At 73.7% G+C, this 26,546-nt stretch carries 21 protein-coding genes; 8 read left to right on the top strand and 13 right to left on the bottom strand.

The features are described from left to right. Positions 1 to 98: 98 nt before the first annotated feature. Positions 99 to 1,004 (top strand): NAD-dependent protein deacetylase, encoded by a 906-nt coding sequence (locus C3489_RS12470; RefSeq protein ID WP_103781831.1) that lies wholly within the window; start codon positions 99 to 101, stop codon positions 1,002 to 1,004. Positions 1,005 to 1,113: 109 nt separating this feature from the next. Continuing rightward, positions 1,114 to 3,504 carry a DEAD/DEAH box helicase gene (locus C3489_RS12465; RefSeq protein WP_103781830.1) on the top strand — a complete coding sequence of 797 codons (2,391 nt, stop codon included), beginning with the start codon at positions 1,114 to 1,116 and terminating at the stop codon, positions 3,502 to 3,504. A gap of 25 nt (positions 3,505 to 3,529) precedes the next feature. On the opposite strand, the gene C3489_RS12460 is transcribed toward C3489_RS12465, so the two are convergent. After that, entirely contained in the window at positions 3,530 to 4,384 is an 855-nt protein-coding gene (locus C3489_RS12460; RefSeq protein WP_103781829.1) for an alpha/beta fold hydrolase, read from the bottom strand. A gap of 101 nt (positions 4,385 to 4,485) precedes the next feature. Next, complete coding sequence (locus tag C3489_RS12455) at positions 4,486 to 5,421, bottom strand: LysR family transcriptional regulator (protein WP_103781828.1); 936 nt, start codon at positions 5,419 to 5,421, stop codon at positions 4,486 to 4,488. Between the two features lie 71 nt (positions 5,422 to 5,492). Between C3489_RS12455 and C3489_RS12450 the strand changes: the two genes are divergently transcribed. Then, positions 5,493 to 6,380 (top strand): SDR family NAD(P)-dependent oxidoreductase, encoded by an 888-nt coding sequence (locus tag C3489_RS12450; RefSeq protein ID WP_103781827.1) that lies wholly within the window; start codon positions 5,493 to 5,495, stop codon positions 6,378 to 6,380. A gap of 291 nt (positions 6,381 to 6,671) precedes the next feature. Beyond that, positions 6,672 to 7,763: an NADAR family protein gene (locus C3489_RS12445; RefSeq protein WP_103781826.1), complete on the top strand. Its 1,092-nt coding sequence runs from the start codon at positions 6,672 to 6,674 to the stop codon at positions 7,761 to 7,763. Positions 7,764 to 7,778: 15 nt separating this feature from the next. Here the strand turns inward: C3489_RS12445 and C3489_RS12440 are convergent, their stop codons facing one another. Continuing rightward, complete coding sequence (locus C3489_RS12440) at positions 7,779 to 8,363, bottom strand: TetR/AcrR family transcriptional regulator (RefSeq protein ID WP_103781825.1); 585 nt, start codon at positions 8,361 to 8,363, stop codon at positions 7,779 to 7,781. 139 nt (positions 8,364 to 8,502) lie between these two features. Between C3489_RS12440 and C3489_RS12435 the strand changes: the two genes are divergently transcribed. Both C3489_RS12435 and C3489_RS12430 read left to right on the top strand, forming a co-directional pair. Continuing rightward, positions 8,503 to 9,597 carry an NAD(P)/FAD-dependent oxidoreductase gene (locus tag C3489_RS12435; protein ID WP_103781824.1) on the top strand — a complete coding sequence of 365 codons (1,095 nt, stop codon included), beginning with the start codon at positions 8,503 to 8,505 and terminating at the stop codon, positions 9,595 to 9,597. A 14-nt stretch (positions 9,598 to 9,611) separates the two neighbouring features. Beyond that, on the top strand, positions 9,612 to 10,604 hold the full coding sequence (locus C3489_RS12430; RefSeq protein ID WP_103781823.1) for an aldo/keto reductase: 993 nt from the start codon (positions 9,612 to 9,614) through the stop codon (positions 10,602 to 10,604). Positions 10,605 to 10,638: 34 nt separating this feature from the next. Here the strand turns inward: C3489_RS12430 and C3489_RS12425 are convergent, their stop codons facing one another. The 7 genes from C3489_RS12425 to C3489_RS12395 all read right to left on the bottom strand — a co-directional run bounded on the left by C3489_RS12425 (position 10,639) and on the right by C3489_RS12395 (position 21,224). Continuing rightward, positions 10,639 to 12,255: an APC family permease gene (locus C3489_RS12425; RefSeq protein WP_308460807.1), complete on the bottom strand. Its 1,617-nt coding sequence runs from the start codon at positions 12,253 to 12,255 to the stop codon at positions 10,639 to 10,641. 241 nt (positions 12,256 to 12,496) lie between these two features. Then, complete coding sequence (locus C3489_RS12420) at positions 12,497 to 13,303, bottom strand: SDR family oxidoreductase (RefSeq protein WP_103781822.1); 807 nt, start codon at positions 13,301 to 13,303, stop codon at positions 12,497 to 12,499. Continuing rightward, positions 13,300 to 15,477: an acetate--CoA ligase family protein gene (locus C3489_RS12415; protein ID WP_258054671.1), complete on the bottom strand. Its 2,178-nt coding sequence runs from the start codon at positions 15,475 to 15,477 to the stop codon at positions 13,300 to 13,302. Before C3489_RS12415 ends, C3489_RS12420 begins: the two co-directional genes overlap by 4 nt. Beyond that, positions 15,474 to 16,730: a Glu/Leu/Phe/Val dehydrogenase dimerization domain-containing protein gene (locus tag C3489_RS12410; RefSeq protein WP_103781821.1), complete on the bottom strand. Its 1,257-nt coding sequence runs from the start codon at positions 16,728 to 16,730 to the stop codon at positions 15,474 to 15,476. The genes C3489_RS12415 and C3489_RS12410 overlap by 4 nt, the downstream gene beginning before the upstream one ends. Continuing rightward, on the bottom strand, positions 16,727 to 18,391 hold the full coding sequence (locus C3489_RS12405) for a 5-guanidino-2-oxopentanoate decarboxylase (protein ID WP_103781820.1): 1,665 nt from the start codon (positions 18,389 to 18,391) through the stop codon (positions 16,727 to 16,729). The genes C3489_RS12410 and C3489_RS12405 overlap by 4 nt, the downstream gene beginning before the upstream one ends. Next, positions 18,391 to 19,548 (bottom strand): acyl-CoA dehydrogenase family protein, encoded by a 1,158-nt coding sequence (locus tag C3489_RS12400; protein WP_103781819.1) that lies wholly within the window; start codon positions 19,546 to 19,548, stop codon positions 18,391 to 18,393. The genes C3489_RS12405 and C3489_RS12400 overlap by 1 nt, the downstream gene beginning before the upstream one ends. Before the next feature lie 113 nt (positions 19,549 to 19,661). Then, positions 19,662 to 21,224: an APC family permease gene (locus tag C3489_RS12395; RefSeq protein ID WP_258054670.1), complete on the bottom strand. Its 1,563-nt coding sequence runs from the start codon at positions 21,222 to 21,224 to the stop codon at positions 19,662 to 19,664. A 326-nt stretch (positions 21,225 to 21,550) separates the two neighbouring features. On the opposite strand from C3489_RS12395, the gene C3489_RS12390 reads away from it, so the two are divergent. Continuing rightward, the gene (locus C3489_RS12390) at positions 21,551 to 22,921 is read left to right on the top strand and encodes an FAD-dependent oxidoreductase (protein WP_258054669.1); all 1,371 of its coding nucleotides are present in this window, start codon (positions 21,551 to 21,553) and stop codon (positions 22,919 to 22,921) included. A gap of 14 nt (positions 22,922 to 22,935) precedes the next feature. Continuing rightward, positions 22,936 to 23,823 carry a TetR/AcrR family transcriptional regulator gene (locus C3489_RS12385; protein ID WP_103781816.1) on the top strand — a complete coding sequence of 296 codons (888 nt, stop codon included), beginning with the start codon at positions 22,936 to 22,938 and terminating at the stop codon, positions 23,821 to 23,823. A 24-nt stretch (positions 23,824 to 23,847) separates the two neighbouring features. Here C3489_RS12385 and C3489_RS12380 read toward each other — a convergent pair whose 3' ends face one another. The 3 genes from C3489_RS12380 to C3489_RS12370 form a co-directional block, all read right to left on the bottom strand. Continuing rightward, the gene (locus tag C3489_RS12380; protein ID WP_103781815.1) at positions 23,848 to 24,774 is read right to left on the bottom strand and encodes a helix-turn-helix transcriptional regulator; all 927 of its coding nucleotides are present in this window, start codon (positions 24,772 to 24,774) and stop codon (positions 23,848 to 23,850) included. An 80-nt stretch (positions 24,775 to 24,854) separates the two neighbouring features. Continuing rightward, positions 24,855 to 25,526, bottom strand: a complete 672-nt coding sequence (locus C3489_RS12375) for a hypothetical protein (RefSeq protein WP_103781814.1) — start codon at positions 25,524 to 25,526, stop codon at positions 24,855 to 24,857. Next, positions 25,478 to 26,305, bottom strand: a complete 828-nt coding sequence (locus C3489_RS12370) for a hypothetical protein (RefSeq protein WP_103781813.1) — start codon at positions 26,303 to 26,305, stop codon at positions 25,478 to 25,480. The genes C3489_RS12375 and C3489_RS12370 overlap by 49 nt, the downstream gene beginning before the upstream one ends. Positions 26,306 to 26,546 lie beyond the last annotated feature (241 nt).

The raw sequence follows: 26,546 nt of genomic DNA, 5'->3' as shown, positions 1-26,546 counted from the left end.
CGTGGCGTTCGGGCCCGCCCGCGAGACACCGCCCTTGCGTCGGGCCCGCCCGGAACGCCGCCGCCTGCCGGGCGCGTCCGGTTGCGTACCCTGGCGGCATGCGTATGCGCCCCACCCTGAGCTGGACGGCGACCGGGGACCTGCCGCCGGGCACCACGGATCTGGAGCCGGTCGTCGAGGCGCTGCGCGCCGGCGGTGTGCTGGTGCTCAGCGGGGCCGGCATCTCCACCGAGTCGGGCATCCCGGACTACCGGGGTGAGGGCGGCAGCCTGAGCCGGCACACCCCGATGACCTACCAGGACTTCACCGGCGGCGCCCAGGCCAGGCGCCGGTACTGGGCGCGCAGCCATCTCGGATGGCGCACCTTCGGCCGTGCCCGCCCCAACGCCGGGCACCGGGCCGTGGCCGCCTTCGGCCGGCACGGCCTGCTCTCGGGGGTGATCACCCAGAACGTCGACGGCCTGCACCAGGCGGCCGGCAGCGAGGGCGTCGTCGAACTGCACGGAAGCCTGGACCGGGTCGTCTGCCTCTCCTGCGGCGCCGCCAGCCCCCGGCGGGAGCTGGCCCGGCGGCTGGAGGAGGCCAACGCGGGCTTCGCGCCGGTGGCCGCCGGGATCAACCCCGACGGTGACGCGGACCTCACCGACGAACAGGTCGGGGACTTCCGCGTGGTGCCCTGCGCCGTCTGCGGCGGCATCCTCAAACCGGACGTGGTGTTCTTCGGCGAGACCGTTCCGCCGCAGCGGGTCGAGCACTGCCGGGCACTGGTGCGCGAGGCGGCCACGCTGCTGGTCCTGGGCTCCTCGCTGACGGTGATGTCCGGGTTCCGGTTCGTTCGCCAGGCGGCCGAGGCCGGCAAGCGGGTGCTGATCGTCAACCTTGACCCGACCCGGGGTGACGCACACGCCGCCACCCGTGTCGCGCTCCCGCTGGGCGCGGCCCTCACCGCCGTGGCCGGCCGGCTCGGCGTCCCCGTCGACGCTGACGCGCAGCGGAGCGGGTGAGGGTCGTGGCCGTGGGACGGCGCCGACGTTCATGCCACGATCCGGTGCACTCCGTGATATTCCTGTCCGGCCCCGTGCCCGACTTCCGCGAAAAGGAGATCACCGGACCATGGCCGTGAAACTCCGCGACCACCAGATCGAGGCCGTGGACGCCATCGTGCGCGGTCTGGACATCCCGCCCTCGGGGCTTCCCGCGGACGGTCTGCGGGGGCAGGTCCATGCCGCCTGCGGAACCGGGAAGACGATCATGGCGGCGGCCGCGGCCCGGCGCATCGCCCCGCGCGGGCGCGTGCTGGTGGTGGTGCCGACGCTGGATCTTCTCGGCCAGACGGTCACGGCGTGGCGGGCGGTGGGGCACACGGGCCCGGCGGTCGCGGTCTGCTCGATGCAGGAGGACCCGCACCTGTGGCGGTTGGGCGTGCGGGCCACGACCAACCCGATCCAGCTGGCGTTGTGGCACGGCAGCGGGCCGGTGACCATCTACGCCACCTACGCGTCCCTGGGGGTGCTGGCGGAGGCGTTCGAGGGTGCCTACGGGCAGCGGCTGGCTCCGGTGGACCTGGCGGTCGTCGACGAGGCCCACCGCACGTCCGGGTCGCTGGGGAAGGCGTGGGCGGACATCCACGACCAGGCGGTCGTGCCGGCGGCGCGGAGGCTGTACATGACGGCCACCCCGCGCATCTGGCAGGACCGGCCGGAGCGCCGGGAGGCCGGCGAGCCGCTGCGGGACCCGCTGCCGCAGGAGATGGCGGCGTCCATGGACGACGAGAGCGTCTTCGGCCCCGTCCTGTACAAGCTCACCCTCGCCTCGGCCATCTCCCGGGGTCTGCTGGCGCGCTATCAGATCATCGTGGTGGAACTGCAGGACCCGGTGGTGACCCCGGAGCGGCTGTACGGTCCCCAGCGGTACGAGGAAGAGGTGCGCGGGCAGCGGCTCGCGACGCTGCAGGCCGCGCTGCTGCGGACCATGGCCGACCACCGGCTGCAGACGACCATCACCTTCCACCACCGCACGCTGGAGGCGCAGGCCTTCGCCGAAGGCCTGGAGCGGGTGGCCGGCAAGCTGCACGCCGACCGGCCCGAGCGCTATCCCGAGCGCATCTGGGCCGACTGGCTGTGCGGGGAGCACGACCCCGCGCACCGTCGCGGCGTGCTGGGTTCCTTCGCCACCACCACGCGGCGGGCGGTGCTGTCCAACTGCCGTGTCCTGGGGGAGGGCGTGGACATCCGCGCCGTCGACTCCGTGGCTCTGCTGGACCCCAAGGGGGCGCCGCACGACATCGTGCAGGCCATCGGCCGGGCGCTGCGGCAAAAACCCGGGCAGGGCAAACTCGCCTCGCTCATCGTGCCCGTCTTCCTCCAGCCCGGCGAGCAGCCCGAGGAGATGTTCGCCTCCCAGTCCTACCGGCCGTTGATCAAGGTCCTGCAGGGGCTGCGCGCGCATGACGAGGAGGCCGTCGAACTGCTCGCCGTCCCGCAGAACAGCCCGGCACGCACCAAGCCGGTCGCCTTCATCGGGGAGGCTCCCGGGGAGGGCGAGCCGGAGTCCCGGCTGCTGCTGCGGTTCGCGGTCCCCCGGGACCCGGTGCTGCTCGCCGAGTGGGTCTCCTTCAACGTCATCGACACCGAACGCCAGGACTGGGCGCGCGGTTACGCCGCCCTGCGCCGGTACGTGGAGCGGGAGGGGCACGCGCGCGTCCCCTACGACCACCGGGAGCCCCCCGGGCCGTATCCGCTCGGCCAGTGGGTGGCGGAGCAGCGACGCGCCCACGGGGCCGGGCAGTTGGCCGGGAAGCGGGCGGAGCGGCTGGAGCAGCTCGGCATGGTCTGGGACGCCGCCGACGCCGCCTTCCAGGAGAACCTGGCCGCCGCCCGCATCTACCACGAGCAGCACTTCACGCTCTGCGCTCCTCGCACCGCCGTCGCGCTGGGCAAGCCGGTCGGGCAGTGGCTGTCCCATCTGCGCAGGCCCGGGGCGCTGGCCGGGCACCCCGAGCGGGAGGCGGCACTCGCCGCGATCGACCCCGACTGGAACCCGGCATGGCCGACCGCCTGGCAACGCCATTACGCCGCCCTGCGGGAACTGCTGCGCGAGGAGGCCGGGCCGACGCCGGTGCTGCCCGGGGTCACCGTCAACGGCCTCGACATCGGCCGATGGCTCGCCCGGCAGCGTCAGCCCACTGTCTGGCAGGGGCTGCTGCCCGAACAGCGCCGGCGCCTTGAAGCGCTCGGTGTCACTCCCCTGCCGGCGCAGCCCGCTCCCGCGAAGCCGTCCACGAGTCGTTCCCGTGCCTTCGAGCGGGGTATCGCCGCGGCACAGCAGTTCAAGGCGCGCGAAGGACACCTCACCGTGCCCCGAGGCCATGTGGAGACGGTGGTGATCGACGACCAGGAGCACACCGTCAGACTCGGGGTGTGGCGCAGCAACGTCCGCAGCCGGCAGGCATCGCTGTCCGAAGAGCAGCGCCGGCAGCTCTCGGACCTGGGCCTGCTCGACTGAAACGCGGGGTGGCGCCGGCGCGGGTTCAGCCGGGCAGCCCCCGGACGTAGTCGGCCACCAGCTCCGCAACCGCCTGCGGGGCCTCCACGTTCATGAGGTGGGTGGCGTCGAGCCGTACGGCGTCGATCGTCTCTCGGCTACGGGAGAGCGCGGTCAGCTCGTCGGAGACCTCTTGCGCGAAGCGGGCGTTGAACTCGGCGAACCACTCGATGCCGGGCGCGGCCGGCAGTTGCCGTGCGGCCTGCACCATCAGCAGCGGGCTGTCGATCCCGTCCAGCCAGGAGCTGACACCGAGGGCGCCGATCCTGTGCAGTTCGTCGAGGATCTCCAGTGCCGCCGCCCGTTCCGGCAGGGTCTGCCACTTGCCGTCGGGCAGGGGGCGCAGGGCCCCGCGGGCGGCGGCCCGCGCCAGGTCGGCGGGGATGCCCAGATGGGCGGCGTTGGCGACCTGTTCCTCGATGTACTCGGGTGGCACGATGACCCCGGCCGACGCCGGCAGCCCTTCGCTGATCCGCTCGGCGCCGGGGCGCTCGGGTGCCCACCAGAAACCGTCGAGATTCACGGCCGCACGGGTGCGGTCCGGGTTCGCCCGGGCGTACTCGACCGCGATCAGTCCGCCGAGGGAGTGGCCCACCACGACGGCCTGAGACACGCCGTGCGCATCGAGCGTGTCCCCGATGTCGCGCACCACGGCGGGGACGGTCCAGGGGGAGATACCGGCCGAGCGGCCGTGTCCGGGGAGGTCGACGCCGAGGACACGGTGCCCGGCGGCGAGCAGGGTGGCCGCGGCGTCCCAGTCGATGAGGGAGCGTCCGAAGCCGTGCAGAACAACCAGTTGAGGGCCGTCGCCCCCGAAGTCATGAGCGTGTAGGAGTGTCATCGGGCTTCACAGTAGGGGCTCACTCCCCTTCGCACACCGGCTTTCCGGAAGCGGAATCCGCCGTGACGACGGGCCGGGGGCCGCCGCCGCCCCGGGCGTCGTCACCGGGGCGGGCCCGGCGTGTCGATGTCCAGGGCGGCGGCGCGCAGGGCGGCTGCCACTCGGGTGACCGACTCGGTCGGCGGGTGGGGCAGGCGGGCCAGGAGCAGGCGCCGTTGCTCCTGGGGCCCGCCGCGGACCGGGAGGACCCGGACGCCGGGCGGTGCGGCGGCGGTGAGCGCGGCCGGGACCGTGGTCAGGCCGCAGCCCGCGGCGACGAGTTGGAGCTTGGCGAGCCAGTCGCGTGCGGTGTGGGCGATGTCGGGCCGCTCGTCCAGACCCGGCCATACGCCCATCAGCCGGTCCTCCCCCGAGGTGGAACCGGCGATCCAGCGCTGCCCGCGCAGATCCGCGACGTCGACGAAGTCACCGCGGGCGAGCGGGTGGGCCGCGGGTACGGCCAGACACAGCGCGCGTTCGGTGAGTGTGGTCAGCGCCAGCGGGGGCGACTCGGCGTCCGGTGGCCGAAACGGCGGCCCCGAGGCGAGCACGGCCAGGTCGAGGCTGCCGGCCCGCAGGGCGCGCACCAGCGCCGGGGTGGAGCTGCCCTCACGGCCGACGACGTGCAGGCCGGGCTCGGTGCGGCGCAGTTCGGCCAGGGCCCGGGGCACCAGGACGGCGCCGGCGCTGGGGAACCAGCCCAGGCGGACGGTGCCGGCCTGCCCGGGCAGACCGGACAGCTCGCGCGCGGTCGCGTCGATCTCGTCGAGGACGGTCGTGGCGCGGCGCATGACGATGCGGCCGGCCGCGGTGAGGCGTACGCCGTCGCGCCGCCGCTCCAGCAGTTCCGCCCCGGCGGCCCGTTCGATGGCGGCGATCTGCCGGGACACCGCGGACTGGGTGTAGCCCAGCGACGCGGCGGCGGCGGTGAAGGTTCCCTGTTCGGCGACGGCGCGGAAGACGCGCAGCGCGGTCAGTGACACATCGGTGAAGTCCATGACGTTTGCGCATACTAGCGGTGCGGAAGTCTCGTTGGACTCATGGACCCGGCCTTTCTAGCGTGGCAGGCATGAACGCTTCACGCATCGCGCTTGTCACGGGCGCCAACCAGGGACTCGGCCGCGCTCTCGTCGAAGGGCTGGCGGCGCGGATGAACGCCGGTGACCTGGTCCTGCTCACCGGTCGCAACCCTCGGCGGGTGACGGACGCCGTCCGCGAGGTGGCCGAGTTGCCCGGGACCCGTGCCCGTGTCGAGGGCCGGGTCCTGGACGTCACCGACACCGACGCCATCGCCGCACTCGCCGATGACCTGCACGCCCGGTTCGGCGGGGTCGACGTCGTCATCTCCAACGCGGTCGCGCGGGTGCTGCCCGCGGAGTCGCAGGCGGCGCGGGCCGACGAGTTCATCGACGTGTCCAACACCGCCACGCATGCGGTGCTGCGCTCGTTCGGCCCGGCGCTGCGGCCGGGTGGCCGGCTGCTCGTCGTGGCGAGCAGCCTCGGCACGCTCGGCCATCTCGACCGCCGGCTGCACCACCTGTTCGACGGCGCGGACCTCGACCAGGTCGAGTACGCCGTCGAATCGTGGCGCAGCGCCGTCCACAGCCGCACCGCACAGGAGGCGGGCTGGCCCGTCTGGCTGAACGTGCCGTCGAAGGTGGCTCAGGTCGCCGCCGTCCGCGCGATCGCCGCCGAGCGCCGCGCGCGGGACCTCGCCACCGGCACTCTGGTCGCGGCCGTGTGCCCCGGCATGGTCGACACCGCGACCTCGCGCCCCTGGTTCAGCGACTACAGCCAGGCCCAGTCGCCGGCGCAGGCCGCCGAGGCCGTGCTCGACCTGGTCTTCGCCGAGCAGGTCGACCCCGACCTGTACGGCGAACTGGTCCGCTTCGGCAAACCCTTGAACTGGCACGACGGCACGCCCCTGGTGGAGCAGGACCGGCTGCTCACGCCCTGATCACCGCTGCTGCGAGGGCAAGCCTGTCGGGCGCTCCGGACGAGGGGAACCTGCGGTTCCTGCGCGCCCGGGCCCGGCTGGCCGGCGGAGACGCCGAGGTCGGCTGTGCGCGACTGCGGGGCACTGATCGCCGACCGGCCCCACTGGGCGGCGCGCGTGCGGGACTTCGCCGCGAAGGGGCTGCTGCCGCCGGTTGCCGGCACGGCTGTGGACGCCCAGCCGCTCGAACCGCCTCGGGGCCGGGCTCGATAATCCGTGCGGTGGCTCTCGGCCGTCCGTGACAATGCCTGGATGATCAGCAGACGCGTCACCCACCGTATGGCGGACGGCATTCGGGTGCCCGGTACCTGGCGGCATGTGTTCATCCGTAACGGCGACTACTTCCTCTCCGACCTGTTCATCTACGCCGACGGCCTCATCGACTGCTGGGGTCTGGTCACGCTTGAGGAGTTCGAGGAGAAGCTGCGCAGCGGGTGGGTGGCCACCGAACTCCCGGACGGGGCGCGGGCGTCCGGCCATGAGCTGGCGGCGTGGCGGTTCGGTGAGCCGCGCACCTGGCACACCCCTGAGCTGTTGCTCGCCGAGGTGCGCGACACCATCGACGAGCTCAACGGGCGTCCGGACTCGACGGACCGGTGCCTTGAGGCCGTCGACGCCTTCCTCGCCGACCGCACCGAGGACAAGCGCGCCGCCGTCCGCGACGCCTACCTCGCGATCCCCAGCACGCGACGGCGCTACGCCCTCGGGGACATGGACCTCAAGGACTGGCCGCTGCAGGTGCTCGCGGCCGGGCCCGGCGGGCTGGTGGAGGGCCTGTCCGAGCCGGTCGGGCAGGAGGACTACGACGAGGCGATCTCCTACTTCGAGGAGCGCGCCGAGTGGCTGGCCGAGCGCCCGCTGCGCGTCCCGGCGGACGGGCCCGAGACCCCGCTCGCCCCGGCGATCCACCTCTACGAGAGCTTCCCGCTGACGCCTGCCGAGGACCCGGGCACCAGGGGCCTGCGCAACGGCTATCAGGCCCCTGTCACCGTCGAGGGCACGACCTACCCCACCGTCACGCACGCCTACTGGGCCCTGGCCACCGACGTGCCGTCGGCCCGGGCCGCCATCGCCCGGGCTCCGCACTCCACGGCTGCCCGGGAACTCGCGGCCGAGGCCGGCCTGCGCCCGGACTTCGAGCACGTCCGTACAGCGGTGATGGCGCGGCTGCTGCGTGCCAAGTTCACCCAGCACCCCGACCTGGCCCGCATCCTGCTGGACACCGCCGACGCCACGCTCGTCTACGACGACATGCACTCCGCCTTCTGGGGCGACAACGGCGGCCGGGGCCGCAACTGGACCGGCCGCCTGCTGGAGCTGGTCCGCTCGGAGCTGCGGGCCTGACGCACGGGCGGAGCGCTACGCCGGCCGCGCTCCCCCGGCGCTGAGCACCGCGTCGACCAGGGCGTCGGCGTACTCCCTGGTGACGGGTTCGCCGGAGATCAGCAGGCGGTACCAGGGCGGGGAGATGAGGAGTTCCTCCAGCAGGGTCGGGTCCATGGCGGGGAGTTCCCCGGCCGCCTGGGCGGCGGCGATCCGCTGCCGGTTGCCCGCCTGGAGCGGGCGCTGGATCTTCTCCCGCAGCATGCCGGCGAGTTCGGCGTCGGTCTGGGCGGCGCCGAGCAGGCCCTGCAGGAGTTCCTTCGCGTGCGGGTCGCTGAAGAGGTCGGCGAAGCCGCGGATCCAGGTGCGCAGATCACCGGCGATGTCGCCGGTGTCGGGGAGCTCGATGGCGGGCTCGACGACCCTGTCGAGCACCACGTCGAGATAGACGGCCCCTTTCGAGGGCCACCAGCGGTACAGCGTCGGTTTGCCGACGCGGGCCCGGGTGGCGATCGCCTCCATGGTCACGGCGGCATAGCCCTGCTCCCGGCACAGGTCGGCGGCGGCTTCCAGGATCGCTTCACGCGAGCGCGGCCCGCGCCGGGTGTTCTTGTCACTCACCCGACGAGTCTACCCCGGAAACGTTACGTTCCGTTTTGACAGCCACCTCTGACCTCCTTACGATCGAAACGAAACGTTACGTTTCACCGCGCGGTCCGGTCCCGGACCGTGCGATCGCCGTACTCGGGGAGGAAGAAAGATGCGTCGCACAGTCGCAGTGGTCGGCGGAGGCTATGGAGGCGCAGCGGTCGCCAAAGCGCTGGAGGATGAGGCCGACGTCGTCCTCATCGACCCGCGGGACGCGCTCGTCAACGCGGCCGGGTCCCTGCGGGCACTGGCCCGGCCGGACTGGGCCGGCAAGATGTTCTTTCCCTTCGCCACCCTTCTCGGCCGGGGCACGGTGATCCGCGAGCGCGCGGTCTCCGTGGGCCCGACCGGAGTCACCGTGGCCTCGGGGCGCCAGGTGACGGCGGACTACGTGGTCCTGGCCACCGGCTCCAGCTACTCCTACCCGGCCAAGCCCGTCTCCGACTCGGCCGCGGAGGCCATCGACGACCTGCGCCGGACGCACAAGGAACTGCGCCAGGCCGGCCGCGTGCTGATCCTCGGCGCCGGCCCGGTCGGCCTGGAACTCGCCGGGGAGATCAAGGAGGTCTGGCCCGACAAGCGGGTGACGATCGTCGACCCCGCCGAGGAGCTGCTCCGAGGCTTCGAGCCGGAGTTGGTGCGGGACCTGCGCGCCCAGCTCGACGCCCTGGGCATCGAGGTGCGCCTCGGCACCACCGTGACCTCGCTGCCGGGCACCGAGCCCGGCCGGGCCGGCGCCGTCACCGTGACGACCGGCGCGGGCGAGGAGATCGGCGCCGACATCTGGTTCCGCGCCCACGGGACGCGCACCAACAGCGACTACCTCGCCGACGGCAGGCTCACCGGCCTCGACGCGTACGGCCGGGTCCCGGTGACCGAGCGCCTCAACGTCAGGGGGTACGACCACGTCTACGCGGTCGGTGACATCACCGACGTCGCGGAGAAGAAGATGGCCGGCCACGCGCTGCAGCACGCCGAGGTGGTCGCCCGGAACATCACCGCCCAGCTGCGCGGTGAGCGGCCCACGGCCACCTACCGGCCACTGTCCCACCCCGTGATCCTGCTCCCGCTCGGCACGCGTGGCGGCGTCGGCCAACTCCCCTCGCCCGAGGGGCCGTTCGCGGCACCGACGTCGACGGTCTCCGAGATCAAGGGCATGGACCTGTTCACCGGCCGCTTCACCGAGCAGTTCGGCCCGACCCTCTGAAAGGGGTGACACCCATGCAGTACACCCACCTCGGCCGCAGCGGCCTGAAGGTGTCCCGGCTGGTCCTGGGCACCATGAACTTCGGGCCGCAGGCGTCCGAGACCGAGAGCCACGCGATCATGGACCGGGCGCACGAACACGGCATCAACTTCTTCGACACCGCCGACGTCTACGGCCTCACGCCGGGCGACGGCGTCACCGAGGAGATCATCGGACGCTGGTTCGCCACCGGCGGCGCGCGGCGCGACGCGACGGTGCTGGCCACGAAGGTCTACCTGCCGACCGGCGACGGACCCAACGAGTCGTTCCTGTCGGCGCTGCACATCCGGCGTGCCTGCGAAGCGTCGCTCAGGCGGCTGCGGACCGACCACATCGACCTGTACCAGATGCACCACATCGACCGGAACACACCGTGGGAGGAGGTCTGGGAGGCCTTCAGCGTGCTGCGCCAGCAGGGCAAGGTGCTGTACTTCGGCTCCTCCAATTTCGCCGGCTGGCACATCGCCCAGGCGCAGGAGGCCGCACGCTCCCGCCACCTGCTCGGACTGGTCTGCGAACAGTCGCGGTACAACCTGATGACCCGCTGGGCCGAACTGGAAGTGCTCCCGGCCGCCCGCGCCTACGGCCTGGGCGTGATCCCGTGGGGACCGCTCAACGGCGGTGTGCTCGGCGGCGTACTGCGCAAGCAGCGGGAGGGCGGCGCACCCCGTGGGGGTTCGGGACGTGCCGCCCTCGCCGTGGCCGAGCACCGGCAGGCGATCGAGGAGTACGAGAAGCTGTGCGCCGGCATCGGCGAGGACCCGGCCCATGTCGGGCTGGCCTGGCTGCTCGCGCAGGACGGGGTCACCGGGCCGGTCATCGGCCCGAGGACCACCGAGCACCTCGACGGTTCGCTGCGCGCCCTGCAGATCCGCCTCGACGACCACACGCTCGCCGAGCTGGACCGTCTGTTCCCGCCCCCGGCACCGAACGGGGCCAAGCCGGCGCCGGAGGCCTACGCCTGGTGACACGACGGCGGGGGGCCGGATCGCGGCCCCCCGCTCACTCGGCCGTCGAGGCCGCCCGCGGCGCGGGGTGCGCCACGTCCTGCCCGGCGTGGGCCGTCGTGGCTTCCGCCACGCGGGCGCGGCGGCGTGCCGGTGCGCCCCAGACGTAGAAGAGGGCGCCCACCCCGAGGAAGAGCAGCAGCGGGACGACCTGGCTGAGGGTGTACTGCAGCCGCTCGCCCGCGAAGCTCGGGGGCAGCGAGTCGGCCGCGGAACCCGCGCTGCCGAACCAGCCGACGCCGAAGCCCGGCCAGATGAGGACGATCACGGTGAAGGCGACCAGGCCCGTGGCGAGGACGGTGACCGTCCACAGGCCCAGCCGGCCGCCGGGCACGCTGTACGGCCGGGGCGCGTCCGGGTACTTGCGGCGCAGCACGATCAGGCTCGGGAAGGTGATGACGTAGGAGATGAAGGTGGTGCTGATCGCGAGGCCGAGGCCGGCCGCGAAGTACTTCTCTCCGTCGCCGCCGGTGAGGTTGAGGGCGACGACCAGCAGCACCGAGGCAAGGACGGAGGAGAGCAGGTTGACGCGGACGGGGGTGCCGTGGCGCTCGGAGACCTTGCCCAGCCAGGCGGGCCCGGCGCCGTCCGCACAGGCCACCGCCTGCGCCCGGTGGGCGCCCATCGCCCAGGTGACGCCGCTGGTGAGCAGGCCGATGATGAGCCCGGCCGCCGCGATGCCGCCGAGCACCGAACCGGCGCCGGTCAGCACGACGGTGCCGTCGGCCGCGACATGGCCGCCGTAGACCGTGAAGACCGCCTTGCAGGCGTCGATGAAGCCTCCGAGGCTGCCGATCTCGTCGGACGGCAGGACGAAGAGGATGCCGAGGATCGGACCGCCGTACAGGATCAGCGAGGCGAAGCCGGAGCGCAGGATGGACAGGGGGATGTCCCGCTTGGGGTTGGTCATCTCCTCGGCGACGGAGCTGGGCAGCTCGAAGCCGACGTAGTTGAAGATGAGGACCGGCACCAGGGCGACGAACCCGGCGTAGGTGGGGCTGAACTCGCCCGCGGGGAGCGGGTGGACGCCGTGCTCGACGGCGTAGACGACCACGGAGACGAGGAAGAAGCCGAGCAGCACGATCCGGGCCACGGCTCCGGCGGTGGGCACCCATTTGCCGACGCGGACGGACTGGACGACGGCCAGGGCCCCGATCCAGATGAAGGCGAGCCCGGCCGCGTACTTCCACAGCCCCGGCAGCGGGGTGAAGAACTCCTCCCAAGTGGTCAGGGCGATGATGCACAGGCTGCCGCCCAGCCACACGGGGTTGGAGAGCCAGTAGAGCACCTGGTTGAGGCCCGCCACGAGGCGGCCGAAGGCGAGCCGGGTCCACACGTAGGGGCCGCCCTGGACGGGGAAGGCCGAGCCGAGTTCGGCGACCAGCAGGCCGTACGGCAGGAAGAAGGCGAGCGCGAGGACGGCCATCCAGGTCAGTCCCTGCGGTCCTTGGGCGGCGACCGAACCGATGGTGTCGAGGCCGACGAGGGTGCAGATCAGGAAGAAGAGCACATCGAGCCGGCGCAGGTCCTTGCGGAGGTGGGAGCGTTGCTCGCTCCATCCCTCGGACAGGTCGGGGGTGCTCGGGCCGGGAGGTGGGGTCGCTTGGGTCACGGGCACGGCTCCTGGGGGACGTGGCGGTGTGGGCGGACCGTCGATGGTGGACGACCTGTGCGCACTAACTGAATGGACAGTCAGTAGTGGGCAGACTGTGGCGCGCGTCGCACCGGTCCGTCAAGAGAGCGTGAGCAGGTTTTCCGCGAGCGGGAGGGCGGGCACGGCGACGCGGTCGGTACGCGGGCACGGGTGAGCGGCGGCACGGCCACGGGCCGTGCCGCCGTTGCCCGGCAGCGCTCTACGCGGTCGTCGTGGTGCGCCCGTAGATCTGCTTGCCGAGCCACTGCCCGCCGTCGAGCGTCAGGCACTCGCCGGTCAGATACGACGCCCGGTCCCCGAGCAGGAACAGGGCCACGTCCGCGACCTCCTCGACGGTGGCGAAGCGGCCCGCCGGGACCGAGGAGAGGACGTCGGCGCGCGCCTCGGGAGTCGCCCAGAGCGCCGCGCCGGCTCCGTCGGTCTCGGTCGGCCCGGGCGCCACGCAGTTCAGCCGGATGCCCAGGGGCGCCAGTTCGACCGCGAGGGTGCGGGTCATGGCGAGCACACCGGCCTTGGCGGCGGCCGAGTGGACCGTGCCCGGGTGGCCGTGCCAGGCGTAGGACGCGATCACGGAGAGGACCGAGCCCGGCATGCCCTCCTCGCGCAGGTGGCGGGCGACCGCGCGGGTGCAGTAGTAGGAGCCGTTGAGGACGATGTCGACGACCGCGCGCCAGCCGTTCGGGCTGAGGTCGATGCCAGGCGCCACGAAGTTGCCCGCGGCGTTGTTGACCAGGCCGTCCAGGCGGCCGTAGCGCTCGACGGCGGCGGCGACCAACGCGTCGACGGCCTGCGGGTCGCGCACGTCGGTGGGCACGGCGAGCGCGCTGCCGCCGGCCTTCTCGACCAGCGCGACGGTCTCGTCGAGGCGTTCGGGGGTGCGGCCGGCGACGACGGGGCGGGCTCCCGCGGCGCCCAGTGCGAGTGCGATGGCACGGCCGATACCGCTGCCGCCGCCGGTGACGAGGTAGGTGCGGCCGGCGAACTCCGTGGGGCCGGGGGTCGTCATGTGCGGGGCCTTTCCGTCGGTGCGAGGACCGCGTGCGCGTCCAGGGCGAGGGCGCCGCCCGGATGCACCAGCAGCGGATTGACTTCGAGCTCGGCCAGCTCGGGGTGGTCGACCGCGGCCCGGGCCAGCGCGCACAGCGCCTGTGCCGCCGCGTCGAGGTCGACGGCGGGTGCGCCGCGCCAGCCCGCGAGCAGCGGCGCGTGGCGCAGTGAGCGCAGCAGGTCGCGGGCGTGTTCGAGGGTGATCGGGGCGAGGGCCAGGGCGACGTCGCCGAGGAGTTCGGCGCGCACGCCGCCGATGCCGGCCATGAGGACGGGGCCGAACGCCGGGTCCCGCCGGACGCCCGCGATGAGTTCGACCGCGTGGGGCGGGCCGGCCATCGCCTCGACGGCGTACCGTGCCGCGCCGGTCGCGGCGCGCATGGCGGTGAACGCGGCCCGCAGCGCGTCCTCGTCGGCGAGGGCGAGTGCCACACCGCCCGCTTCGGTCTTGTGGGAAAGGCCCATCGCCTTGAGGGCCACCGGCCGGCCGATGCGGCGGGCGGCGAACACGGCATCGTCGACGGTCCGGACGAACTCCGCCTCCGGGAAGGCCAGTCCGTATCCGCGCAGCAGTTCGCGGACGGTGCGGTAGCCGCCGTCGGTCACCCGCGGTGGCTTCGACGGCGCCGGTGGGGCGGCCGGCGGCGCGGGGAGTGCCGTACGGACCCGTTCGGTGGCGGCGAGGGCCGCCGCCGCGTGCTCGATGCGTTCGTAGACGGGGATGCCCCGGCCGCGCAGGACGGTCAGGGCGGCCGTGTCCCGGGCCATGGTGTGCACCAGAAGGGTCCGGCCGGACTGCTCGGCGGCGTCGGCGAGTTGGCCGGCCACGGCGCACTCGTGCTGTTCCTGCGCGGGGTTGGCGGTGGCGTAGTCGCCGAAGTAGCCGGTGAGGACGACAGCTTCGGCCTCGCCGGACAGCAGCAGGGTGCGGGCGATCCGCGCGTAGGCCGCCAGGTCCGCCTCGCCCGCGCCGGCCAGGTCCACGGGGTTGCCGCAGCCGGCGCCCGGGGGCAGGTGTGCGGCGAGGGCGGTACGGGTGTCCTCGGACAGGGCCGGCACGTCCAGACCGCGCACGGCGAACGCGTCGGCGGCCAGGGCGCCCTGCCCGCCGCTGTCCCCGACGACGGCGACCCGGGCGCGGCCGGTGCCCCGGGCGCGGCCGGCTCCGGCCAGCAGGCACACGGCGGTGTCCACGACCTCCCCCGCCGACTCCAGCAGCAGCGCGCCGGCGTCCCGGCAGACCGCCTCGACCGTGGCGCGGGCGCTGACCAGGGCGCCGGTGTGGGAGGCCGCGGCCCGTCCGGAGGCCTCGCTTCGGCCGACGGTCAGCAGCAGCACCGGCTTGCCGGCGGCGTGGGCGGCGGTGAGCGCCCGTGCCAGGCGCCGGCCGTCGCGGAAGTCCTCCACATAGGCGGCGACGACCTTCGTCGGCTCGTGGTGGATCAGGGCTTCCAGGGCGTCGGTGGCGTCGATGTCCCGCTGGTTGCCCAGGGACACGAAGCGGGAGAAGCCCTGTCCGGCGCGGGCCAGCAGCCGGCCGATCTCCAGGGCGAGGTTGCCGCTCTGCGAGACCAGGCCGACCTGGCCGGCCGGGAAGTCGCCCCAGCTCAGGCGGAGTTCGGCCGTGGTGTCGACGACGCCCATGCAGTTGGGGCCGAGCAGCCGTGCGCCGTGGTCGGTCACCAGCCGCGCCAGCGCGCGCTCCTCGTCGGCGTCGGCGCCGTGCGCGGTGATGACGGTGAAGCAGCGGGCGCCGGCGGCGAGCCCGTCGGTGACGACCGTGCGCAGATGCGCGGCGGGGACCGCCACCACGACGTGGTCCACGGGGCCCGGCAGCGCGGCCAGGTCCGGCAGGAACGGTGCCCCGTCCAGGGTGCCGCCGCGCCGGTTGACCAGGTGCACGGTGCGGCGCCGCCGCCCTGCCAGCGCGCCCGAGGCGAGCCAGTAGCCCCACTTCGCGGGGTCGTCGGAGGCGCCGACGACGGCGACCGACCGGGGGTCAAAGAGTGCGCGCAGCCAGCGGGCGGACGGCTCGGGCGGCTCGGTGCCGGGGGCACCGGCGGGTGGGGCCGCCTGCTCGCGGCCCGATCCACCGGTGGGCGGGGCGGCCCGCCCGGGGGCGGGGGCCGTCAACGGAACACTCCGAAGCGCTCCGCGATGACCGGCAGGCGGTCGGCGGCCAGGGCGTGCGCGGCGGCGCGGGGCGTGCTGCCCTCGGCCTCGGCCCGGGCCAGGATCTGCTCGACCAGGGCGCGCATCGAGCGGCGGGTGTGGGCGAAGGCCTCGTCGGCGTCGGCGCCGATGTCGCCGAACAGCGTCCACCACCACCAGGCGTTGGTGCCGGAGTTGACCGCGACGTCGGGCAGGACGGTGACGCCCCGCGCGGCCAGCAGGGCCTCCGCCTCGGGGACCACGGGCATGTTGGCTGCCTCGACGATCCAGCGGGCGGTGATCCCGGCCTGGTTGGTGGTGTCCACGGCGTAGGACACGGCGGCCGGCACCAGCACCTCGGCGTCGGCCGTCAGCCACGCGCCGGCCGGCCGTTCGGCGTCCTCGGGGCGCAGCGCGGCGCGGTCCACGCAGCCGTGGCCGTCGCGCGCGGCGAGCAGCGCCTCGACGTCCAGGCCGGCCGGGTTGGCGATGGTGCCCTTGATGTCGGCGACGGCGACGATCCTCAGCCCGGCGCGGGCCAGGAAGCGGGCGGTGGCTCCGCCCATGGTGCCCAGGCCCTGGACGGCGACGCGGGTTTCCCGGTACGGCACGCCGGCCCGGTCCAGTGCCGTGAGCACCGATTCGGCGACCCCGCAGCCGCCGACCAGTTCGTCCAGGCCGATGCCGTCGACGTCGATGGCGAACGCGTCGGCGAGGCGCCGGCGGGCGGCCTCCTCGTCGTCGAGGAGGGAGTAGACGGCCTGGATGGAGGAGACCAGCCCGGCCTCGGCGGCGGCGCGGTCGACGAGGTCCTGGGTGAGGCCGAGGTCCTCGCCGGTGGTCCAGAACTGCTCGACGTAGGGGCGCACGGCGCGCAGGTAGCGCACCAGGACGCCGTACGCGGCGGGGTCGCGCGGGTCGCAGTCGATGCCGCCCTTGGCGCCGCCGAGCGGGATGTAGCGGCCCTGCGGGTTGTAGTGCAGCGCCTCCTTCATCGTCATGCCCCGGGCCAGGCCGGTGACCTCCTCCAGGGTGCAGCCGGCGCGCATGCGCAGTCCGCCGCTGCAGACGCCGCGCACCAGGCGGTCGATGACCAGGAAGCCCTGGCGGCCGGTCTCCGGGTCGGTCCAGGTGAGGGAGACCAGCGGGGCGGCAGCGTCCGCCCCGGGCCGCCGCGGTCCGCCCGTCGCGGCAGCGGCGGGCGTCGGCGTGGTGGTCGTGGGGGGCGTGCTCATCGGGAGGGCTCCTCGGGAACGGTGATCAGGGTGGGACCGGCGGTGACCAGGGCCTGGCGCAGTGCGTCGGCGAGCGCGTCGGGCGAGTCGGCGCGGACGCCGTGGCCGCCGTAGGCGCGGGCGAGGGCGGGCAGGTCGACCGGCGACAGGTCGACAGCGACGGGGCGGTCGCCGCGGGCGAGCATCTCGTCGCGGATCTCGCCGTAGCCGCCGTTGTCGAACACGACGACCGGCAGCGGCAGTCGCAACTGTACGGCGGTGGCGAGTTCCTGGACGCAGAACTGCAGTCCGCCGTCGCCGCTGAGTGCCACGACGGGCCGGCCGGGTTCGGCCGTCTTGGCGCCGATGGCGGCGGGCAGGGCGTAGCCGAGGGTGCCGAAACCGGTCGGGTGGAGATAGCGGCCGCGTGGGCCGACGGGCAGGTGCGGGATGGCACCGTAGTAGCAGCACTGGGCGCTGTCCGAGGTGAGGACGGTGTCCTCGGGGAGCACCGCCCGGATCGCCGCCAGATACGGCAGCAGGTGCGCGGCGCTGCCGTGTGTCTCCGCGTCGCGCTCGACGCGCAGTGCGGCGAGCGCCCGATGGGTGCCGCCGGGGTCCGCCCCCGCGCTTCCCCGGCCGTCGGCGCACGCGGCGAGCAGTGCGCGCAGGGTGGCACGGGCGTCACCGACCAGGGGAATGTCCGCCGGCAGGGAGGTGTACATCTGCGCCGGGTCCAGATCCACGCGGATGAGGGTGCCGCCGAGTGCGGGCGGGGCGTCCCACAGGTCGGACTCGGCGAGTTCGGTGCCGACGGCGAGGATCACGTCCCGCTCCCCCAGCCAGCGGCGCACGGCCGCGGTGTGCAGGCAGACGCCGAGCGAGAGCGGGTGGGTCTCCGCGACGATGCCCTTGCCGTTGGCGGTGGTCACCACGGGAGCGCCGAACTCCTCGGCCAGCCGCAGGCATTCGGCCGCCGCGCCGCGGGCCCCGCCGCCGAGGACGATCGCCGGGCGGGCGGCCGAGCGCAGCGTCCGTGCGGCTGCTGTGAGGGCGTCCGCGTCGGCCCGCGCGGGCCCGGCCGGCGGGGCGGTGACGACCGGTCGCGCCGGTCCCTCGGTGGTGAGCAGGTCCAGCGGTACCTCGATGTGGACCGGGCGGGGCCGCCGGGTGCGGAAGAGGGTGAAGGCCCGGGCGACCGCCGCGCCGATCTCCTCGACGGAGGACACCCGATGGCTGACGGCTGCAACTCCGCGCAGCGCCTCGGTCTGGCTGCGCATCTCGTGCAGCAGCCCAATCGACTGCCGTGGATGGCGCAGCGGCATGCCCGGTGACACGACGAGCAGCGGGACGCTGTCCGAGTAGGCCTGGCCGACGGCGGCGGCGATGTTCAGCAGGGCGGGGCCGGTGGTGGTGATCGCCACCCCGGGGGTGCCGGTGAGGCGGGCGTAGGCGTCGGCGGCGTAGCCCGCGCCCTGTTCGTGGCGGGGGTTGAGCTGGTCGATGCCGTGGGCGGCCAGGTGGCGGTAGATCTCCAGGTTGTGGGTGCCGGGGATGCCGAACGCCTGGGTCACGCCGTGCGCGGCGAGTGCGCGCACCAGGGTCTCGCCGCCGGTTCGGCTCGGCGCGCAGCCGTCGGCCTGGATGGGCTGTGTGCTCGGTGGGGAGACGGCCGACGTCATCACATGCTCCGCGAGATGACCAGGCGCATGATGTCGGAGGTGCCCTCCTCGATCTCCTCCAGCTTGGCGTCGCGCATCCACTGCTCCACCGGGTACTCGCGCGAGTAGCCCCAGCCGCCCAGTGTCTGGACGGCCGCCCAGGTGCAGTGGGCGGCGGTCTCCGACGCGGTGAGCTTGGCCATGGCCGCCTGGGCGGTGGCGTCGAGGCCCGCGTCCAGCCGCTTGGCCGCGCGCCAGGTCATCAGCCGGGCCTGTTCGATGCGGGTGCGCATGTCCGCGAGACGGAAGGCGACCGCCTGGTGCTCGATCACCGGTTTGCCGAACTGCACGCGGTTCTTGGCGTAGTCGCGGGCGTACTCGTAGGCGGCGCGGGCGACGCCGGTGGCGGCCGCGCCCAGCACGGTGCGGGAGATGTCGAAGGTGCGCATCAGGCCGTGGAAGCCGCGGCCCTCCTCCCCCAGCCGGTCCTCCTCGGGGACGAGGACGTCGTTGAGGAAGATCTCGCGGCAGACGATGGCGCGCTGGCCCATCTTCCGCATGGGTTCGCCGAACTCCATGCCCGCCGTGCCCTTGCGCAGGAGGAACGCGGTCACCCCTCGGGAGCGCTGGGTCGGATCCGTCTTGGCGAAGACGACGTACTGGTCGGCCTCTCCGGCGTTGGAGATCCAGGCCTTCTGGCCGTTCAGGCGGTAGCCGCCGGTGGTGCGGGTGGCCGTGGTGGTGATGGAGGCGGCGTCGGAACCGGCGCCGGGCTCGGTGGTGGCCAGTGCCGTCATGGGGGTGTCGGGGCCGGTGAGGGGGGTGAGCCAGGTGCGCTTCTGTTCCTCGGTGCCGAGTTCGAGGAGCGGGTCGGCGAAGAAGCCGTTGGAGCACAGCAGGTTGCCGATGCCGAGGTCGCCGACGCACAGCTCCTCCTGGACGAGGACCTGGGTGAAGACGTCGGTGAAGCCGCCCCCGCCGTACTCGGCCGGCAGCATGAAGCCGGTGATGCCGACCTTGGCGGCCTTGCGCCACAGGTCCCACGGGGTCTCGGTGTCGGCCTCGTCGACGGCGCGGGCCCTGGGGCGGATCTCCTCCTGGGCGAAGGAGCGGGTGAGGTCGATGATGTCCCGCTGTTCCCGGCTCAGCGGGACCAGCTCGGTGGGCAGCTCTGACATGGCCTCTCCAGACACGGGAAGGAAGGGTCCAGCTACTGAATCGCCAGTCAGTATTCGGAGTGCGGAACGCCCATGTCAATGAGCGCGCGTACTGAATGGCGATTCAGTGAGCCTCAGGCTCGGTCACTCGCCTCGGGGTGGCTCGCGACCTGCGCGCGGCGGGGTCCGCCGCGGAAGTACCCGGGTGCGAGGCGGGCGTAGCCCAGCATCAGCAGCCAGCCGGCGGCGAGGGTGCCCGCTCCGATGAGGAACACGCCGCCGATGTGCCAGTGCGGCGGGAACGGGAGCGTGAAGGACGTGGAGCTGTTGGCCGGGTCCCAGTCGTTCACCAGGCTCCACAGACCGGCCGCGAGCAGCACGACGCCTCCGACGGCGGGCAGGGCGATCCGCAGCCAGAGGTCGGCGGCGCCGTGCCGCCACCGGTCCCGGTGGGCCCAGGCCGCGGTGAGGCCGGTGAGGCCGTAGTAGAAGGCGATCATCAGCCCGCAGGAGGAGACGGCGTCGCCGATGACCAGACCGTCGGCCAGGACGTTCATGACGATGTAGCACAGCGCCCCGGACACGCCGATGGCGAGGGTGGCCACGTGCGGGCTCGCGTAGCGCGGGTGGATCCTGGCGAAGGGACGCGGTACGGCTCCCTGCCGACCCATCGCCAGCAGAGTGCGCCCCAGCGTGAGGACAGTCGTCTCGGTGGACGCCGCCGCGGAGGACAGCACCATGAGGACGAGCAGGTGCCACAGCAGGGTGCCGACCGCGCCGGCGCCGAAGACGGCCTGGCCGATCGCGGAGAAGACGTCGCCGAAGTTGTCGGGGTTGCCGAGCCCGATCCCGGTGGTGCCGGTGCCGGCGAAGGCCAGGGTGGCCACGGTGGCGAGCAGGTAGAGCGTCAGCAGCACGATCGTGGACCACACGGCCGCGCGGCCGGGGGTGCGGTGGCGGTCGGTGGTCTCCTCGTTGACGGTGACGGCGGTCTCCCAGCCCCAGTAGATGAACAGCATCAGCACCAGGCCGCTGACGAACGCGCTGGGTGAGGAGATCTCGAACGGGTTCATCCAGGACAGACCCGGCTGCCGCGCGCCGGCCGGGGCGTTCCCGGTCCACACCCGCACCAGGGCGACCGCCGAGAACACCACGAGCATGACGAACTCCAGCACCAGCAGGGCGCGCTGCACCGCGGCGGCCACTTCGATGCCGCGCAGGCAGACGGCGGTCATCAGGGCCATCCAGCCCAGTCCCACCAACAGGACCCAGGGGCTGGAGGGATCGGAGCCGATGCCGTCGGCGCCGCACAGGAGGAAGACGTACTGCCCGGCGACCTGGGCCAGGCTCGCCATCACCAGGACGAAGGAGGTGATGACGGCCCAGCCCGCCATGAAGCCGGCGCGGGGGCCGAGGACGCGGCCGGCCCAGGTGAAGATGGTTCCGCAGTCCGGGTCCCGGCGGTTGAGGGCGGCGTAGCCGAAGGAGACGAACAGGATCGGCACGAAGGCGAGCAGGACGATCACCGGCGCCTGGAAACCGACGTAGGCCACGATGAACGCGAGGGTCGCGGCGAGGCTGTAGGCGGGCGCGGCCGACGCCACCGACAGGATCAGGCTGGTCGTCATGGAGAGCGCGCCGGTTCGCAGGCCCTTGCCGGCGGCCGGGTCGGATGTGGTGTGTGCGGTGGTTGCCATCATCGATCCCCTGTCCAGGGTCTCGCACGGAGGAAGGCGACGGAATGTGCCGCGCCTTTCGCGACGGTGGGGCCCGGCGCCGCATGCATCGACGGCGACGCAGGGACCTCGGCAGGGCGCCGCCCGGGCTGGGCCGGGGAGCAGCCATCGGCGCGCACGCCGGGGGGAGCGGCGCGCTCGTACACGGCGGAATCGCAACGCTGATTCCTGGGTCAATCATGCGGAACGGCCGGAAGCTGTCAATGCCGCGGACGGCTTGGATCGCAAGGATTGACCAATGGGTCAGTGTTGCGTCATGCTCGGCCGCCATGTGGGAAGAGACAGGTATGTCCCTGATCGAATCCGAGGTCGTGGTGGTGGGAGCCGGGTACGCCGGGCTCGCCGCGGCGCTGCGGCTGAACGACGCGGGGGTGGACTGCGCTGTCGTCGAGGCCGCCGACCGGGTGGGAGGACGCGTCCTGTCCGAGACCCGGGCCGACGGGCTCACCCTGGATCACGGCGGCCAGTGGGTCGGCCCCGCGCAGCGGCAGCTGCTCGCCCTCGCGGCCCGCTTCGGCTGCGCCACGTTCCCGACCTGGGAGACGGGCAGACACATCGAGGTGTGGCACGACGGCACCACGGTCCCCTACCTCGGGGCCGCGCCGGCCGAGGGGCCGGGCATCGCCGAGTACACCCGCGTCACCGAGCTGCTGGACGAACTCGCCCGGTCGGTGGACACCGCCGCCCCGTGGCGGACACCGCGCTTCACGGAGTTCGACTCCGGCACGGCGGACTCCTTCTTCCGGGCGCAGACCGCGGACCCGGACGCGCTGCGCCGGCTGGCGCTCGCCGTGCAGGGCCTGTGGTGCGCGGAGCCGTACGAGATCTCGCTGTTCCACGTGCTGTTCTACATCGCCTCCGCCGGGGGCTACGAGCAGCTGATGGAGACACGGGACTGCGCCCAGGACAGCCGGTTCACGGGCGGGGCCGCCGCACCCGCCCGCGCCGTCGCGGACCTGCTCGGTGAGCGGCTGCGCCTGAACGAACCGGTGAGCGCGATCGAGCAGGACGCCGGCGCCGTCCGGGTGCGTACGGCGTCGACGACCTACGAGGCCCGGCGGGCGATCGTCGCGCTGCCGCCGCACGCGGTGCGCGCCCTGCGCTTCTCCCCCGGCCTTCCGCTCGCCCGGGACGGCTGGACGGCGCACTCCCCGATGGGCCGCGTCGCCAAGGTCCACGCCGTCTACGACACCCCGTTCTGGCGCGCGGCCGGACTGTCCGGCATCGCCACGCTCTACGACGACGGACCGGTCGGCGTGGTGTTCGACAACTCCCCCGCCGACGGCACACCCGGTGTCCTGGTCGGATTCGTCTACGGCGACCGTCTGTCGCGGTGGGCGGAGCTGGACCCCGGGCAGCGCCGCGCCGCGGTCCTGACGAGCTTCGGCCGCGCGGTCGGCGAGCGCGCCACCCGCCCCCTCGACTACACCGAGAAGGACTGGTCGCGCGACCCCTTCGCCCGAGGCGGCTACGAGGCGTACGTGACCCCCGGCGGATGGACGGGCTACGGCCGACGCGGCTGGCGCGAGCCCACCGGGCGCCTGCACTGGGCGGGCACCGAGACCGCCACGGCCTGGAACGGCTACATCGACGGCGCGATATCCTCCGGTCACCGCGCCGCCGACGAAGTCATCGGCTCCCTGCAGGCCGACGGCTGAAGGGACCCCGCAGCATGACCTCCACACCGGCCTCGCCGCAGGACGCCGGCACCGGGGCCTCGACCCTGGCGGAGCGGGCGCGGCTGGTCGTGACATCGGCTCCGATCAGCCAGCGCGAGTTCGCCGACCGCATCGGCATGGACCCCACCGCGCTGTCCAAGGCGCTGCGCGGCAGCCGCCGGCTGAAGGACCACGAGATCGCCGCGATCGCGCAGGTCGGCAAGGTGTCCCTGCGCTACCTGCGCACCGGTGAGGGACGGCCGCCCACACCGCGCGCAGCGGCCAGGGGGGCGGCGCCGCGCCGGCGTGCCGACACGCTGGAGCCCGAGGTCCGCCGCGCGCAGATCCTCGAAGCGACCGCCCGTCTCATCGCCCGGCGCGGCTTCCACAAGGTCCGGGTCGCCGACATCGCCCACGCGTGCGGCACCAGCACCGGCACCGTCCACTACCACTTCCCGACGAAGGACGACGCGCTGCGCGCCGCGCTGCTGTACTACGCCGACCGCTTCCACACCCGCCTGGACGCCGAGTTCCGCACGGCCGGCAGCACCGTGGAGAAGCTGCGCAGACTGATCGAGGTGCAGCTGCCGGCCGGCGAGGAGGACGTGGAGGAGTGGTCGGTGTGGGTGCAGTCGTGGAACGAGGCCATCCTCGACCCGACCCTGCGCCCGGGGCAGAGCGGCGTCTACGCGCGCTGGCGGCAGGTCGTGCTCGACCTGGTGCGCGCCTGCCAGCGCGAGGGGATGGCCGCGGACGCCGACGCGGAGGCGCTGACCAGCCGGTTCACCGGAATGGTCGACGGTCTGGCGATCCAGGTGCTGTCGGGCACGGGAGGCATGTCGACGGCGCGCATGCGGGAGCTGCTGCTGGACGCCTTCGCGCCGCACATCCGGCTGCGCTGACGGGGCGGTCGCGGCCGTGGCCGGTCAGCCGGTGCAGTGGGCCAGGCCCGAACCGCCCCGGCCCGCGGGGGTCAGGTAGACCTCGGGGAAGTAACCGGTCCGGCCGTCCTTCCACTTGGCGCGGTACCACAGGTCGGAGGTGACGCCGCCCTTGTTCGCGGTGATTCCGGCGGAGGTGACGTCCTCGTTGGTGAGCTTCTCCCCCCGGGTCCAGCAGAACACGATCAGTTTCGCCCCGCTCCACATCTCGGTGCCGACGAGCTTGCAGCCGCGGGCGGCGCAGTGGGAGATCGTCTCACTGGACAGGTAGGACGGGGTCTTGTCCTCCACGAGCGCGGTGGGGCCGATGGCCACCTTGTTCTGGACGACGACGGAGGCGAAGTCGCGGTACTCCGGCCGATCCGGGGACAGGGCCCACCACAGCCCGCCGGGCACGCCGACCGCGACCAGCAACAGGCCCGAGGCCGCGGCGATACGGACGGTACGGGCGGCCTTGGGCCGGGACGTCCCGGCGGGCAGCGGCGGGCCCGGCTCGTCCGGGCCGACACCGGGCGAGGCCGCCGGCCCGGAAGAGGCCTCACGAGCACGCCGAAGCCCTGACTCAGCCCCGTGCGGCGTGACCGGCTCTGCCGCCTCGACGTCCGTCCCCGTGCTCCACGGGGGTCCAGGGGCCGCGCGGGTGCCGCTGTCCACGGCCCGGCGCACCTGCGTCCAGTAGCGCTGCCAGGCCTCCGGGTCCGCCCCGCAGGCGCGGGCGAAGGCGAGGGTGACCGCCAGCGTCGGCAGCCGGCGGCCCGCGGCGGCCTCCTGGAGGGTGCTCACCGAGTAGCCGGAGCGGGCTGCGAGCTGTGCGTACGTCAGACCCGATCCGGTCCGCAGATCGCGCAGCCAGAAGGCCAGTTCGCGCAGCGGTGTGCCGTCACGGACGAGTCGCTGTTCGGGCCGCGCCATGCATTCCCCCCGGATCGAGGCGGCATGCCCGACATTGTCCGGGTGCGGGCGGACCGTGTCCACCGGTTCCGGCGAGCCCGTCAGGGGGACGCCGGGGACAGGGCGCGCGGGTCGGCGGCGAGCAGTTCCGACCACTGCGCGAGCCGGCTGCCGGGCACCAGCTGCCGGGGCAGACAGCCCGGGTCCGTCTCGCTCAGCCGGCGCAGCACCCACCACGCCACCCGGGCCTGCAGATCGGCCACGGCGGCCGGGAACTGCGCGGCGAACTCCGGCTCCGCCCCTTCGTCGTGTTCCCGGTGCGGCTCGGGCAGCCGCAGGTGCAGGTCGTCGCCCCGCGCCCGCTCCCTGAGCACCGCCGCCACGGCGTCCAGCACCCGTTCGGCCTCGGCGCGGCGGGCCGGCCCGTGGTAGCGGGCGCGTCCCGCCGTCCTCTCCTGCCGCTTCGCCCACCAGGCGAGCATCGCGGGTGACGGACGGCAGAAGACGATCCGGGCCGGGGTGTGCCGCAGATGGTCCAGCGCCACCTCGTCGAGGCCGCCCTTGGATGAGAAGGCATAGGGCCGCACCACGACCACGGCCGGCCACGGTGTTCCGGCCAGGTGCCGTTCGCGGATGTGGGTCGCCACCGAGGTCCACGCGGTGGTGCGGCCGCCGACGAGGTCGCGCCGCACCGGCACCAGCGCTCCGCCCTCGGCCACTTCGGTCAGCGACCGCACCAGGACGTACTGGCGGCCGAGCGCCTGCGCGAGCAACGCCGCGGCGTGCCGACCAGTTGCCGCCCGCCCACGAACAGCAGGGTCGGCAGGCTGCCGTCCGGGGCGGTGACCGGGCCGGTGGACGTGCCGGCCACCGGGTCCTGGACGAGCACCTGCGGTGCGCGGCCGTCCGCGGCGCGCAGCCGGTCCCACAGATCGGTGCCGGGGTCCCCCTGCCAGCTGTGCTCGCCGGCCGAGCGCAGCGCCGCCTCGACGCGGGCCCGCAGCTCCAGGCGGAGCGACCAGTACTCCCCGTCGCGGTGCAGTTGCTCCGCCTCCGGGCGGCCCTCCACGGCGGCGAGCCGGGCCAGCCGCTCGACGTCGTCGTAGGGCAGGGGCGCGTGGCCGGGGCGCAGGGTGAAGCGGGCGACCTCGTGGCTCGGGCAGCGGTAGCGGTGTCCGGAGGAGATCCGGAAGAGGTGGGCGGCGAAGCGCTCCGCGCCCTCGGGGTCGTGCAGCAGCGCCTCCACCGCACGCAGCGGAGCACTGGGCATGGAGCTCGCCGGGGCCTCGGGCGGTCCGGGTGACAGCAGGCCGAGCGCGCGCAGCACGTCGTGGTCGGGTATCTGCGCGAGCCGGCCGAGCTCCACGCAGAAGCCGGCCGGAACCGAGTCGGTGGTCCCGGCGAGGTAACCGCGCACGGTGCTCTCGGACACCCCCAGCGCCTGTCCGACGGCAGCGGCACCGACCGGCCGTCGCTGCCCGCGCAGGACCGTCAGGCACTGCTCGATGAACTGCCGGGTGGCCTCGGTGTTGTCGAACGGGCGGTGTGCCACGCGGTTCCTCCTTCGCTGAGCAGGTCCGGGCGCGGGCGGTCACAGGCCGGGGTGGCGGTAGGCGGACGGCCGCACCACGAAGGTACGCGGACGGTCGCGTGCGCCCGGGCGGTACGCCGAAACGCCGTGCTGGGGCGGTACCGCGAACGGCCGCGCGGGTTCGGGCGGCACGGCGTGCCGCGTGGTCGGGCTTGCCATGGTGGGGCGACCGGCCCCCCGTTCGGCCGCGCCCACGGCAACT

It is taken from the genome of Streptomyces sp. Ru71, assembly GCF_002920535.1.
Lineage (GTDB): Bacteria > Actinomycetota > Actinomycetes > Streptomycetales > Streptomycetaceae > Streptomyces.
The sequence above is the reverse complement of the archived record's forward strand: the minus strand, read 5'-3'. Positions and strand labels throughout refer to the sequence as shown.

What these genes read in the sequence shown, in the direction of transcription:
- C3489_RS12470 (WP_103781831.1), top strand. Translation starts at nt 99, where the DNA reads ATGCGTATGCGCCCCACCCTGAGCTGGACGGCGACCGGGGACCTGCCG.
- C3489_RS12465 (WP_103781830.1), top strand. Translation starts at nt 1,114, where the DNA reads ATGGCCGTGAAACTCCGCGACCACCAGATCGAGGCCGTGGACGCCATC.
- C3489_RS12460 (WP_103781829.1), bottom strand. Translation starts at nt 4,384, where the DNA reads ATGACACTCCTACACGCTCATGACTTCGGGGGCGACGGCCCTCAACTG.
- C3489_RS12455 (WP_103781828.1), bottom strand. Translation starts at nt 5,421, where the DNA reads ATGGACTTCACCGATGTGTCACTGACCGCGCTGCGCGTCTTCCGCGCC.
- C3489_RS12450 (WP_103781827.1), top strand. Translation starts at nt 5,493, where the DNA reads ATGAACGCTTCACGCATCGCGCTTGTCACGGGCGCCAACCAGGGACTC.
- C3489_RS12445 (WP_103781826.1), top strand. Translation starts at nt 6,672, where the DNA reads ATGATCAGCAGACGCGTCACCCACCGTATGGCGGACGGCATTCGGGTG.
- C3489_RS12435 (WP_103781824.1), top strand. Translation starts at nt 8,503, where the DNA reads ATGCGTCGCACAGTCGCAGTGGTCGGCGGAGGCTATGGAGGCGCAGCG.
- C3489_RS12430 (WP_103781823.1), top strand. Translation starts at nt 9,612, where the DNA reads ATGCAGTACACCCACCTCGGCCGCAGCGGCCTGAAGGTGTCCCGGCTG.
- C3489_RS12420 (WP_103781822.1), bottom strand. Translation starts at nt 13,303, where the DNA reads ATGACGACCCCCGGCCCCACGGAGTTCGCCGGCCGCACCTACCTCGTC.
- C3489_RS12410 (WP_103781821.1), bottom strand. Translation starts at nt 16,730, where the DNA reads ATGAGCACGCCCCCCACGACCACCACGCCGACGCCCGCCGCTGCCGCG.
- C3489_RS12405 (WP_103781820.1), bottom strand. Translation starts at nt 18,391, where the DNA reads ATGACGTCGGCCGTCTCCCCACCGAGCACACAGCCCATCCAGGCCGAC.
- C3489_RS12400 (WP_103781819.1), bottom strand. Translation starts at nt 19,548, where the DNA reads ATGTCAGAGCTGCCCACCGAGCTGGTCCCGCTGAGCCGGGAACAGCGG.
- C3489_RS12395 (WP_258054670.1), bottom strand. Translation starts at nt 21,224, where the DNA reads ATGGCAACCACCGCACACACCACATCCGACCCGGCCGCCGGCAAGGGC.
- C3489_RS12390 (WP_258054669.1), top strand. Translation starts at nt 21,551, where the DNA reads ATGTCCCTGATCGAATCCGAGGTCGTGGTGGTGGGAGCCGGGTACGCC.
- C3489_RS12385 (WP_103781816.1), top strand. Translation starts at nt 22,936, where the DNA reads ATGACCTCCACACCGGCCTCGCCGCAGGACGCCGGCACCGGGGCCTCG.
- C3489_RS12380 (WP_103781815.1), bottom strand. Translation starts at nt 24,774, where the DNA reads ATGGCGCGGCCCGAACAGCGACTCGTCCGTGACGGCACACCGCTGCGC.